The organism is Chloroflexota bacterium (assembly GCA_013152435.1).
Lineage (GTDB): Bacteria > Chloroflexota > Anaerolineae > DUEN01 > DUEN01 > DUEN01.
This window is the reverse complement of the sequence record JAADGJ010000059.1, coordinates 83,436-96,524: the sequence shown is the minus strand read 5'-3', so window position 1 is coordinate 96,524 and position 13,089 is coordinate 83,436. Positions and strand designations below refer to the sequence as shown.

Genomic DNA, 13,089 nt, shown 5'->3' with positions numbered 1-13,089 from the left:
TGCCTCCTGATGCTGTTCTCTTCTTCGGTTATGAACCGTTGCCGATGATATGCTCTGCCAGCCGCATCTCCAGCAGGGAGAGGAGGAATGCCAGTGTGGACTCCGCCCCCTGGTTCTGATTTAGGCGATCAGGCTGCAGCCCGTCCCGACATCCCCCCGTAGTGGGGTCATAAAGCGGCAGTCCCAGATCGTTACGCCCCAGGAACCATTCAAAGGCGCACAGGGCCTCATGCTGCCACTTCTCGTCGCCGGTGATGCGGTACGCGGCCAGACAGGCGGACACCGTCGCATGGGCCTCGATCGGCTGCTGATCGAAGCGAGCCCGTTCGCCCTCCCGGGGATAGAACCCCGCATTGCCGATGGGCACGAAATGCCCCTCATCGGCCTTCTGAATCTCCACCAGCCAGGAGAGCGTCTTGAGCCCCACATTGAGCATGTCCTCCCGCCCCATCTCACGGCCGCTCAGGAGCAGAGCATGGGGGAGCTTGGCATTGCAGTAAGTCAACGTATCCTCAAACCAGGGCCATTCCTCCGAGCTGTTCGCCTGATAGAGCTTCAGGAGTCGCCCGGACAGCTCCTCCCGGGCGGTCAAGGCCGCCCGATCGCCGGCGAACTCCTTCAAGTACTCATGGATGCCGATGAGGGCGAAGGCCCAGGAGCGCGGGCTTTGGAACGTCAGCACGGCCGGCAAGGCGACGTTGAACAGCCGGCCGGTCAGGGCTTTCACCCCCTCACGGCGCGACCGTCGGAGCACCGTGCCCAGGCCCCATAGCGCCCGGCCATGGCTGTCCTCGGATCCCACCTCCTCCAGCCAGCGACGGTCGTAGCTGAGGAAGTTGCGAAACCGGCCGTTCTCCGGGTTGAACGCGTACCAGAGGAAGGCCAGATAGCGAGAGGCCAACCCTCGCGTGTCCGTGAACGCGCTCTCCCCCAACTCCTCCAGCAAGGCGATCACCATGAGCGCCCGGGCATTGTCGTCGGTGGTGTACCCCTCGTGATAGTTGGGCACCACGAAGGTCGCGTGCTGCAAGATCCCCGTATCATCGGTCAGGCGACGCAGGTGGTCCAGCTTGAGGATGGGCAGCTCGCTGGGGAGCTTATCCAGCGTCCTGGGCACGAAGGCGGGACGCGGCGCATGGGCGCGCTCCTCTCGAACGCGCTCAAAGCTCTCCATGTAACGCTGCGCCACCGTGGGCCAGATCATCTCCCGGCCGAAGAGATAAGCCCGCTTGCGCATGGCATGACGCTCGGCCTCGTTGTCCAGGAGATAGAGCACCTGCTCCGCGATGGCCTCCGAATCATCGAAGGGGACGAGCAGGCCACGCCCGTCGGCCAGCAACTCCTCCGCATACCAGTACGGCGTTGAGATCACCGCCTTGCCCGCCCCGACCGTGTAGGCCAACGTCCCGGAGACGATCTGCTCCCGATTCAGGTAGGGGGTGATGTAGATATCGGCGGCACCGATGAACTCGATCAATTCCTCCAGGCTGACGAAGCGGTTGTGGAAGATGACGTTCTTCCCCACTCCCAGCGCTCTCGCCAGCCGCTGCAGCGCCAGCCGATAGGTCTCCCCCTCCCGTCGTCTCACGTGGGGATGCGTAGCCCCCAGGACGATGTACACGACGTTCGGGTACCGGGTCAGAATGGCGGGCAACGCCTTGATCACGTTCTCGATCCCTTTATTCGGCGACAGAAGCCCAAAGGTCAATAGGACCAGTTGCCCCTCCACGCCAAACTGATCCTTATAGAAGTTGGGGTCGACGAAGGGAACGTCCGGGATCCCGTGAGGGATCAGATCGATCTTCTCCTCCGGCACGCCGTAGATGGTCTGCAGGAACTCCCGACTGCGCTCGCTCATCACGACCAGTCGATCGGACAGGCGAGCGATCTCCTCCAACACCCTGCGTTGGTTGCGATCCGGCTCGCGCAGGATCGTGTGCAGGGTGGTCACCACCGGCATCCGCAGCTCTCGCAGCAACGCCAGGATATGGCTCCCGGCTGGGCCTCCGAAGATCCCATACTCATGCTGCAAACAGACCAGATCCACGTTGTTGATGTTCAGGAAATCCGCGGCGCGCCGGTAGGATGTCAAATCATTTTCCTGCAACTCAAACCGCACCCGGGGCGGATAGTCGTATCCTTCCTCCGTATCATTCACCGGGACGGCGAAACATGTCGTCTCCGGATATCGGGCCGCGATGGATTCGCACAAATCCGTAGTGAACGTGGCGATGCCGCACTGGCGCGGCAGATAATTTCCGATGAAGGCGACACGCCGAATAGAGGACTCTCTCGACTCCATGGAACCTCCCCCTGCTACACGGATACAGGTCACACCCTTACCACTCACCTTCCCAACACAAGCACAAAGGATCTTCGCCCATGCTAGACCTGAAATTGCGGCAAATACGCGGCGTTGGCCGCCAGGAGGTCGTTCAACATCGGCTCCGCGATCGTCCAATCCCTGACCAGCGCGTCCGCCAGCATGGCCTGGAGCGCCAGCTGACGATCCCCGCGCAGGGCGGCCTCCACGATCAGCTCCTGCTCGCCGCTGACCCGGCGCAGGATCTGCACGATCGCGGGCGGGATCGGGCCAGCGGTGAGGGGCTCCACACCCCGCTCGCTCACCCAGGCGTACGTCTCCACCGTCACATCCAGCGGCAGCTCGGGGATCTGCCCCTCGTTGGGGATGTTGATGATGAACCGACCCTCCGGCCCACCCGAAAGCGCGGCGGCCACAGGCGCCAGCTGCTCGGCGGAGCGCTCCAGCGGCGGCAGCTCACCCGAGGACACGAGCTCCCGGATGCGCTGATAGGCCCGGTCACGCCCTTGCTCCCGGTGCTCGATGGTGGTCAGCTCGACGCCGAAACGGCGCCCCCAGCCGTTGGCCTCCGTGAGGAAATGAGGGAAGAACTCCGCCAGATGGCGGTCGCCGGCCGCGCCCAACGCGCCATACACCTGGAAAAGGGAAAGCTTGACGGCCAAACGATCCCGGAACACGGACGCATAGGTGCCATCCAGCCCTTCGCTGGCGAAGCGGAACACCCCGTTCTCCGCGATCCACCCCCGCAACAGCTCGAAGCCATCCCGGCCGTCGATGCTCATCTGAAGGATCCACGGCAGGTGGTTCACCCCCGCCGCACGCACCCGGATGGCCTCGTATGGCATCCCCAGGATGCCGCTCAGATGCCGCTTGACGCCGTGCATCTCGTGACACAGGCCGATGGTTCGAATCGACGTGGCCTTGGTCACCGCGCGACAGATGGTGGTCATCGGATTGGTTAGGTTGAGCAACCACGCATCCGGGCAGAGCGACTCCATCTCCCGGGCGATCTCCACGACGACCGGGATGTGGCGCAGCGCGCGGGAGATGCCCCCCGGGCCCACCGTGTCCCCAACGGGCTGGGCGATCCCATATCGCCAGGGGATCTCGATGTCATGGCGCATGGCCTCCAGGCCGCCCTGGGCGATGCAGAAGATCACGAAGTCCGCCCCCTCCAGGGCGGATTTGCGCTCACCCGCAACCCGCACCTGCATGCCGGTCCCGGCCTCCTCCGCGATGCGCCGCCCCAACTGCTGCATCATCTCCGCCAGTTCCGCGTTGATGTCGTACAGGTCCACCCGGCTGCCTTCCAGGCCGGGGGTCAACGCGATGTCGGTCAGCAACTTCGGAGCCCATTGCAAACTGCCGCCGCCGATGAAAGCGAACTTCACGCCGGACATTTCCCCCTCACGTGCGATGCGACATGAACGCGAACCCGTCCCAGAAGCCCACCACCAGGACCGCCCGGCGAGCATTCCGGTCTGAGCACACGCGCCGAAGTATAACACGCCAGGGTTGCACTCACAAGAAGCTCCGTCATCCAATAGTGTATCCAAAATGGAGGAAATTCTGCGAAACCACCCACGATGCCCACTGCAAGCTCGCAGGGATGGTGCAGGGACCCTCCCTTCGCCCCAACACGCCCTTTTCCACTTTGCACCTGCCCTTCCCCGGCCCGATTCAGGTGGGCAAGGCCGGGCGAGGCATCAGGCACACTCCGAGAGCGTGCCTGAAAATTACCGGCAAGATGTCTGAGAGTCCCCCTCAACTCCAGCTCCACAGGGGGAGGTGTGGAGGGGGCCTCCCCTCCACGGAAACTCCGCTTTTCCGGCCTGCACCTGCCTTTCTCGGCCCTTCCCGAAGGGCCCAGGCCGAGGCCGGGCAGGTCGAAGGCAGAAGAAGGACTTTTCCACCCCACAGCAGAAGCAACAACATTTCTCAGGCACACTCTGAGAGCAAATCCAAAACGCGAGGACGCCGGGCCTCATGATTTCGCCCGGCGTCCTCCGATGAATGAAACCTTACGACGAGAGCCCGAGGGCGTTGATTATCGTTTCTTCTTCTTCGAGTCGCCGAAGAGCCGCAGCAACACCACGCCTAGCGCCGCCGCGCCCAACGGCAACATCAGCCCCATCGACACGGAAGGTATGAACACCTTGAAGATGGAGGGAGATGGCCCATTGGACGGCGGAACCGTAGGCGCCGACGAAGGCGTGGGCGTGGGTGTGTGAGTCGGTGTTGGGGTTGCCGCCTCCGTAGTCGGCGTGCTGGTGGGCGTCGGTGTGTCCGTCGGCGTCGGTGTATCCGTCGGCGTGGGCGTATCTGTTGGGGTCGGCGTGTCCGTCGGCGTCGGTGTGGGCGTCGGCGTCATCGTCGGAGTCGGCGTATCCGTCGGCGTGGGCGTGGGCGTCGGGGTTGGAGCAGGCAGGCCATCCGCGGCGCGCAGGCGCACACACACCTGATCCTGCCCGGACTCCGACTCACTGCCGACGACGTAGTAGCTGTAGCGGATCCGGGCGCTGGCCAGGCTGTCCGGGATCACCATCACCTGACGGATCCAGTCATGCGCGTCCGCGTACCCGCCCAGCATGGCCGCATAGGAACCGCTCCGCACGTACCCCGGGAACTCGGAAGCCTGCACCAGCTCAGGCGGCAGCCCGCTACCATAGATCTGCCAGGTGGTGAAGTCTCCCGTCTCGAAGCCCCCGTTCGCGATCAGATCCACCTCCGCCCCATCGGGAGGCCGATTTCCCCCCTCCTCTCCGATCAGGAAGCCGATGTCATCCAGGAACCCGTAGGTCAGCAGATCGTCGTTATCGGTATCCACCTCGAAGGAGAGGTAGACGGTCCGGCCCAGGATGGGGCCCAGCTCATCGGCGGTGAGGGCTCGATCCACGTCCACGTACCCAGTGGTCGGCTCCGCGCCATCGTAGCAGGCCAGCTCCGCCAGGACCGGCGGGGGAGTAGGCGACGGCACACAGGCCTGCACGCTCACGTCGTCCACGTACATCCAGGTGCGCCCGGTAGAGGCCGTGCTGTTGTTGTACACCTCGAAGTACAGCACGATGGTGCTCCCGCGATAGGGGGTGAGGTCAAAGACCTCGTACGTCCACTGATTGGTGTCCTCCAGGCGCTGGCCGGTCAGGTCCTTCAGCAGCGTATAGTTGGCCGTGAGCAGCAACACACGCTGCCAGTCGCCGCTGGTCGCCTCCGTGCCCGGCCGGTACCAGTAGGAGAGCGTCACATATTCCGCATCGGCCGGGATCGTGATGCGTTGGTACACGGTGGAATACGCGGCCCCTGCGGGAGCGGCCTCGCCCAACAGGTTGCGCTGCACCTCGTTGACCAGCTCAGGGTTGGTCAACTCCATGTCGGGCAACAAGCCCAGCCGGGCGCTCCGCAACCCGGTATGAGGGACCGCCGTATCGTACGCGCCCGTGGCCGGCGTGATCGGGAAGATCCATCCCAGGTTCGCCTCAAAGCCGCCGTTCGTCACCACTTCCTGACACGCCATAGGGCTCTGGGCGCGCTCCGCGACGACGCGCTGGGGAAGTACCTGATCCTGCGCCCAGGATGTGCCCCCCCACATGAACAGGGAGGCCAATATCAAAGTAAACACGATCCACAGCTGGAGAGGTCGCAAGGCTTGGCATCTCATGAGGTTGTCCTCCTATTCCAGAGAAGCGACGCTTGCAGGGAAGATGACAGAGTAAAAGCAAGCGCTCTAAAAGGTATGACGGTCTGCCACGATAAAGGTCGCGTGCTGCACGGATGCAATCATCGCTCCCTATCCTGGCAGATCCGGTCCTGCGCAGCCTGGCAAATGAGCGACGCCTCCCAACGTGACGCTCCGTATCCCGAATCGCAGGGCGCATTCCCCTATCGCCACCGAATCCGCATCTCGATCCCACGCCCAAAGCGAGCCTGCTCGCTCCCATCGAGCGGTGGGCCTAACGCTGAACCTGCACCGGGACGGGCGCAGTGGCCAGGAAATTCCCGTCCCATTTTACCAAAACCACCCGCAACGCATAGGGGCCGGGTGGCAGGGCATCCGCATACCACGTTTCCAGCCAGCCGTTGGCGACCGGCGTGGAGTGAACATCCCCCATGGTGATCCAGTCCGTGGGGTTATGGCCATAGCCGAATTCCACTTTATAGAACTGGATCTGCCTCGGGTCGAACACGGCCGAGCCCAGGATTGCGACCGGGCCGGTGATCACGCTGCCAGCCTCCGGCGAGGTGATGCGGGCCGAGGCGACCACGCCCGGCATATCGCGAGCGATCTGGGCATCACAGGGCGGCGGCTCGGCAGGGATCCCCGCGCGGGCGGCCCACTCCCGAGCGCGCTCCGCCTCCTCCGGATCCTCCGGCACCCGGATCACGGCCATGGGCTCTCCCCCCAGCTCCGTCGTGCACAGGAGCGGGGCGGGTTTATCCGGCCCCTGCACGGGGGCCAGGCGAATGACCTGCCTGACGGTCCACGCCGGATCCAGCGACGCCATCATGGCCGCCGTATCCGTCACCACCGGCCGGGCGGCGATCTCGCCGCCGGGCACGCCGATGGTGATCGGGATGGTCGGGTCGATGAAGAGCTCGGAACGCGTGACCGGACAGTCGGGGCCGAAGTTCAGCGAGGAGAGCTCGCAGATCGGCGCCTCAATGATCCCCTCAGGCCGAGGGAAGTCCAGCGGATCGTCCGGCGAGCGGACGGCCGCGTCCAGGATCGGATCGGCGAACACCGCCTCCATGAAGTCATGCCAGATGGGGGCCGCGCCGGTGAGGCCGGAGGTGTGTTGCATGGGCGTGCCGTCATTGTTGCCCGCCCACACGCCGACGGCCAGATACGGCGTGTACCCCACCGTCCAGTTGTCCCGCCAGTCCGTCGTCGTGCCGGTCTTGGCCGCGGCGGGACGGCTCAACCGCAACGGGCTATTCGCTCCGAACATGGGCGTTCGCGCCTCATTATCCGACAGGATCGAGGTGACCAGATAGGCCACCCGGGCGTCCACAACCGGCTTGGGCTGGGGAGGTTGATATCGCACAACCGTACGCCCCGCCCGATCCGCGATGCCGAGGATGGCGACCGGGGGCACATATCCGCCACCGTTGGCCAACGTGGCGAACGCGTTGGTCAGGCTCAACAACGTCACCTCCCCGCCCCCCAACGTCAGGGACAGGCCATAATGGCTGGCCGGCTGATCCAACCCCTGGATCCCCATCGCATGGGCCAGATCCAACATGTCGGGAATGCCCACCTGGTTCAGCAACTTGACCGCGGGCACGTTGAAGGAGTTGGCCAGCGCATCCCGCAACCGCACCGGGCCATGGAATTTCTCGTCATAATTCTCCGGCTCATACACGCTTCCGTCGGCCAGCGGGAACTCCGCGGGCACGTCCCAGATCAAGCTGGCCGGGCTGTAGCCGCGCGTGAAGGCCAGCGCATAGAGGATCGGCTTGATGGCGGACCCGGGTTGCCGGGGGCGCAACGTGACGTTCACCTGCCCATCGATGTCCGGGCTGTAAAAATCCACGCTGCCCACCATCGCCAATATCTCGCCGCTGCCCGGCTTCAAGGCCACCAGGGCGGCGTTCGTCAGACGATAACGCTCCCGCACCTCCTCCACCCGATCCCGGACGATCTCCTGGGCGACCTGCTGGAGCCGGGTGTCCAGCGTCGTGATCACCGTCAGCCCCCCGCGAGCCACCACGTCCTTCCCGTACTGGGCCTCCAAGAGATGCCGCACGTAGACCAGGAAATGGGGGGCCACACGGGGCACCTCGGCGGGGCGGAACTCCAATGGCTCAGAATACGCCGCTGCCGCCTCCTCCGGCGTGATGAATCCGTTGCGCGCCATCAACGCCAACACCAGCCCCTGTCTCGCCTTCGCCCGCTCCAGGTTCCCCGGCACCAGAGGATCCAGATCACGAGGGGCCTGAGGGAGCGCGGCTAGCAGAGCGCTCTCGGCCAGCGTGAGCTCAGCTGCCGATTTTCCAAAGTACGTGCGGGCGGCCGCCTCGGCGCCATACGCCAGATGCCCATAATAGACCACGTTCAGGTACATCTCCAGGATCTCATCCTTGGTAAAGCGCCGGGTCAGCTCCCGCGCCAGCGCCGCCTCTCGCACCTTGCGATCGAGCGAACGGGCGATGCGCTCCTCATACGTGAAGGCGATGTTCCGCGCCAACTGTTGGGTGATCGTGGAGGCCCCGGAGACGATCTCCCTCTCGGTCGTGTTTTGGAAGACCGCGCGGGCGATGGCCGCCCAGTCCACGCCCGGATTCGTGTAAAACGTCTTATCCTCGGTCGCGATGGTCGCCTGGCGTAAGGCCGGGGCGATGCGCTCCAGGGGCACCCAGTAGCGACGACCCTCGTCCCAGAACTCGCCTATGAGCACGCCGTTTCGATCATATACTCGTGTGGTAAGGAACAGCTTGGGCGTCGGCCCCGGCAGGTCCGTCATATACGACTCGACGGCCGCGATCAGGCGATCCTGCGTCCTCTCATGGACACGTGCGGGCCCCAGAAGGTCCGCACAGGCGACGAACAACATCACCCCTATAATGCAAACGATGAAACACCCAAATCGAATCGATCGGCCTCGTCGGCTCATCTCCACGCCTCACTCATCGCATGAACTTGAAGCGCCTAGAGAACCCCCGCTGGGTACATATCAGAGACGTCTTCCCCTCCCGAGGGTTCCCAAGCCAACGGCTCAAAAGCCGCAGGCCGATCGATCTCCCCGGTTACACGACGTCACGGCGGCCGATCTTGCGCGATCTGCCCTTCGCGAGCGGCGATCTCCCCCATCATGACGGGAATCCGCCGAGGCATCGGCCGAAATCCGAACCGACGATACAGACGATCCGATCGAGCATTGCTCTGCTGCGTATTGATCGTGACCAGTGAGGCACCGGCGGACTGGCAGTACGCCAGCGCGTCGGCCAGCAGGGCCCGGCCGATCCCCTGCCCTTGCACATCGGGATGCACCGCCAGACGATGCACGTGGCCCAGGCCGCGCTGCACGTCGCTGCACACGTATCCCACCAGCCTCCCGGCGCGCTCGGCCACGACGAAATGCCCACTGGTCACCAGCAGCCCGATCAGCTCGCCGCTGGCCAAACGCCATAGCGGCTCAAAGGCGGCCGCATCCAGCAGGGTCAGGTCGGACACGTCATCCGGGCGAGCTGGGCGGATATGGACATGAGGGGGAAGCACGGACTTGGGCAACGCCCGATGAGTACGCTCATACGTGATGATGTGCTCAACGGGACGCAACCCCGCTTTTAACAGAGGATGTACCATCCACGGTTGAGTGGCATAGGCGACCAGATACGTGGCATCACGGGCCTGCAGCCCCACACGCAGGCCCTCCAGCAGCGTCCACACACCCACTTCGGCACGCCAGCCGTTGGTTAGCGCCAGCCCGCGCAGATAGCTCCAGTTGACCGACGCCTCCTCACCGGGGGCCACCGGACGTGGCCGCACCGTGGCGCACGCGATCCCCCACAATAACGGCCCCGTATCGGCCAGGACGAAAATGTGGGTGGGATGAGCCAACAGGCTGGAAAGGTCCTCGAGGCCAAAGGCCACGTATTGGCGACGAGCCTGATCGAGCAACGCCAGAATACGAGCTCGATCCTCCTGCGCCGCCGGGCGGACCTGGATTTCAATCTCGTGCATCGCCGAGGGCTCCTGGGTCATCATCCCCTATCGGCGCCAGCCGCCCTGCTATCGTGTGAACGCCCGATCACACACAATTCCCACCAAAGAGCTCACCATCAGGATGGCTCGCAACAGAGTATGCCATGAAAAGGGGAATTTCGTCAAGAATATATCGTTCGGAACGCCCAAGGCTCAGGATGCGGCGCGCCATTCGGGGAACAGCGGGAGTTGAACGGCCGGAGCGCGCCCGGCCAGGAGGAGGAAGGGGGCCGCCCGTTCCGTATTCACACCCAGACGCCTCAGCTGGCCCAGATCGCGCAGCGTCCCCCAGCGACGGGCCGCGAGGATGCGATCGGCCGAACGCGGGCCGATGCCCGGCACGCGAAGGAGAAGATGACGCCCCGCCCGGTTCACCTCGATCGGGAACCGCTCCGGATGCGCCAGCGCCCAGGCCAGCTTCGGATCCCGATCCAGCACGAGATGGCCATCCTCATCATAGACCAACTCATCGGCGCGGAACCCATAGTAGCGGAGGAGGAAATCGCTCTGATAGAGGCGATGCTCACGCAGTGAGGGGGTCGGTGGATGGTCCTCCAGCGGGGTATCGGGGACGGGGGAAAAGGCACTAAAGTACGCCCGGGAGAGCACCTGAGCATTGTATAGGGCCTGCACGGTGGCCAACAGCTCCCGATCGCTCTCCCCGGCGGGCCCGACGACGAATTGGGTGACGATGCCGGCGCGGGCGGCAGGTCGCCCCTCCCGCCGCATCATCCGAATCAGAGCCGCCGCGCGGTGCAGCGTATCCCACAGCTCACGGGTGAACTCCTTGCGAGGCGCCAGCCGCGCCAGACGAGCCGGCGTCGGCGCCTCCAGGTTCACGCTCACCCGATCCGCCAGCGCGATCGCCCGCTCGATGTGCGCCGCCTCCGCGCCGGGCAACAGCTTCAGGTGGACATACCCGCGAAACTCATACTTCCGGCGCAGGATCTCGACGGTGGCGATCATCTGGTCCATGCTGCGGGTCGTGTTCAGGATGCCGGAGCTCAGAAACAGCCCCTCCACCAATCCGGCGCGGGTCATCTGATCGAAGGTGTGAGCCAGGTCGTCGGGGGAAAGGGACTCGCGGCGGAACCCTCGACCCGCGCGGAAGGGGCAATAGAAGCAGTTCCGCTCGCAGGCGCTGGTCTGCAAGATCTTGAGCACGGGCATGCGCCGTCCCCCGGCGAGGACATGCGAGACCCGCTGCTCCGGCAGGAATCCCGCGGGCACCCTCGCCCCCCGCGTGGGCGGGGCGGAGACAACCCGCCCGGCCTCCGGACAGGCGTCATATCGAGCGGCCTGACTCAGCAAGGACACCCGGTCACGGACGTCCACCACCGCCTTTACGAGCATCCGATCCTCCCTCTACCTCACCTGCTCGCGAGCTCCCTCCTCTGTGTCACCCATCCTTACATCCTCATTATAAGAACAAATGTGCTATCCGTCAACCTATGGTATGAACCCTGGTTTTCAGGAAATAGCAGGGTTCTGTAGGGCGACCTGGCGAGTCGCCCTATTCGCATCAACTGAACAGCGTGGGCGAGGTCCCCGCCGTCGCTTTTCCCTCCACAGACGGTCACACCTGAAAGGGGAGGGGCTTCCCCTCCGAGCCACCCCAGAGATGTGGGGCCACGCTTCCGTATCGCTTAACCTGATACCAACGGGCGACCCGGTGGGTTGCCCCCACTTATCCGAAATGAATGACGCGGCCCGCATGTTTCTTTCACCACGTGAAGATCAAGAAGAGTGTGTCTGAGAAACGCCGTTGCTTCTGCTGTGGGGTGGAAAAAGTCCTTCTCCTGCCTTCGACCTGCCCGGCCTCGGCCTGGATCTCTTGGGAAGGACCGAGAAAGGCAGGTGCATGCCGGAAAAGCGAGGGGGTTCCCGTGGAGGGGAGGTCCCCTCCACACCTCCCCCTGTGGAGCGGGTCGTTGGGGGAGACCCCTCAGACACCTTGCCGATAAATCCTCAGGCACGCTCTAACACACACGAGCCAAAAAAGATGGAAACCTTTGAGGGAGCCAGGAAAACGAGCGGCACGGGGAAATCACGTCCACCCACATAGGTAAGCAAACGTATTGCCTTTTCGCTCTGGCTAGGATATAATAGCATACGCTGGTAGCCTTTTGCGATTCACGTTGACATGTACTGTAGAGAGCGGGACACGGGTTCGCCGGCTGGGATGCGGGATCATCACCAAAAAGCAGATGCCTATCATACGAAAGATCCGCTCGTACCAATTCTTACCATTGATAAGGTTGCTTGCAGCCAGCCTCATGTTGCTCTTGGGCATCATCGTAGGATGCAGTGCGCGGCAGGAGCCCGAGCAGGCACTTCCCACGGTCACCGAGACCGTCTCGCAGGTCACCGACGCGACCTCTACACCGCGCCCACAGGCAACGTCGACCCCTGTCCCAACGAAGCCCATCCAAGAGGAGGGCGTATCCCATATCCCCCCCACACCGACGCCTGACAGCCCACCGGTACGCCTGGTGATCCCCGCGCTTGGCATCGACGTACCCGTCGTAGAGGTTGGATGGCACATCGTGGGGGAGGGCGAGGAACGACGCAGCGAGTGGCAAACCGCCGATTACGCAGCCGGCCATCACGTCAACAGCGCCAATCCGGGGCAGGTCGGCAACGTGGTCATCTCCGGACACCATAATATCAAGGGAAAGGTCTTCGAGCAGATCAGCCGGGATATCGATCGCAAGGAGCCCCGGCTGATCCCGGGAGCGGAGATCCAGGTCTACACGGCCGACGGGCGTGATTATACGTATCAAGTGGAACAGGTCCTGCTGTTACAGGAAGTCGGCGCCTCTGAGGAGGAACGGCGGAAGAACGCCCAATGGATGGCTCCCACGGATGAGCCCAGCCTGACGTTGATCACCTGTTGGCCTTTCTGGACGAACACCCATCGCGTGATCGTGCGAGCGAAACTGCAGGAATAAACGGATACGCACGGACCCCTTGAAGCTCTCAACGGGTTGAGAGCTCCAGGTGTCTCGCGCATCCAGATGGTGGGCACCCAGATCAGGGTGTTGTCTCAATCAAACTGACACAG

General features: G+C 63.8%; 6 protein-coding genes and 1 pseudogene. 1 reads left to right on the top strand and 6 read right to left on the bottom strand.

Going from position 1 to position 13,089, the window contains the following annotated elements; all coding sequences use genetic code 11:
* Positions 1–28: 28 nt before the first annotated feature.
* From GXP39_07710 to GXP39_07685, 6 genes and pseudogenes are all read right to left on the bottom strand, one after another.
* Positions 29–2,302: a glycosyltransferase gene (locus GXP39_07710; GenBank protein NOZ27922.1), complete on the bottom strand. Its 2,274-nt coding sequence runs from the start codon at positions 2,300–2,302 to the stop codon at positions 29–31.
* Between the two features lie 83 nt (positions 2,303–2,385).
* Positions 2,386–3,723 carry a hypothetical protein gene (locus tag GXP39_07705; GenBank protein ID NOZ27921.1) on the bottom strand — a complete coding sequence of 446 codons (1,338 nt, stop codon included), beginning with the start codon at positions 3,721–3,723 and terminating at the stop codon, positions 2,386–2,388.
* 764 nt (positions 3,724–4,487) lie between these two features.
* Positions 4,488–4,748, bottom strand: a pseudogene (locus GXP39_07700) (hypothetical protein).
* Between the two features lie 1,525 nt (positions 4,749–6,273).
* Complete coding sequence (locus tag GXP39_07695; protein ID NOZ27920.1) at positions 6,274–8,934, bottom strand: PBP1A family penicillin-binding protein; 2,661 nt, start codon at positions 8,932–8,934, stop codon at positions 6,274–6,276.
* 143 nt (positions 8,935–9,077) lie between these two features.
* Entirely contained in the window at positions 9,078–10,004 is a 927-nt protein-coding gene (locus GXP39_07690) for a GNAT family N-acetyltransferase (protein NOZ27919.1), read from the bottom strand.
* Between the two features lie 174 nt (positions 10,005–10,178).
* Positions 10,179–11,378 carry a radical SAM protein gene (locus GXP39_07685; GenBank protein ID NOZ27918.1) on the bottom strand — a complete coding sequence of 400 codons (1,200 nt, stop codon included), beginning with the start codon at positions 11,376–11,378 and terminating at the stop codon, positions 10,179–10,181.
* 923 nt (positions 11,379–12,301) lie between these two features.
* On the opposite strand from GXP39_07685, the gene GXP39_07680 reads away from it, so the two are divergent.
* A complete protein-coding gene (locus tag GXP39_07680) occupies positions 12,302–12,976 on the top strand; it encodes a sortase (GenBank protein NOZ27917.1) in 675 nt (224 codons plus the stop codon).
* Positions 12,977–13,089 lie beyond the last annotated feature (113 nt).

Coding starts and splice junctions, on each gene's coding strand:
- GXP39_07680 (NOZ27917.1), top strand. CDS start 12,302: ATGTTGCTCTTGGGCATCATCGTAGGATGCAGTGCGCGGCAGGAGCCC.
- GXP39_07690 (NOZ27919.1), bottom strand. CDS start 10,004: ATGCACGAGATTGAAATCCAGGTCCGCCCGGCGGCGCAGGAGGATCGA.
- GXP39_07710 (NOZ27922.1), bottom strand. CDS start 2,302: ATGGAGTCGAGAGAGTCCTCTATTCGGCGTGTCGCCTTCATCGGAAAT.
- GXP39_07705 (NOZ27921.1), bottom strand. CDS start 3,723: ATGTCCGGCGTGAAGTTCGCTTTCATCGGCGGCGGCAGTTTGCAATGG.
- GXP39_07695 (NOZ27920.1), bottom strand. CDS start 8,934: ATGAGCCGACGAGGCCGATCGATTCGATTTGGGTGTTTCATCGTTTGC.
- GXP39_07685 (NOZ27918.1), bottom strand. CDS start 11,378: ATGCTCGTAAAGGCGGTGGTGGACGTCCGTGACCGGGTGTCCTTGCTG.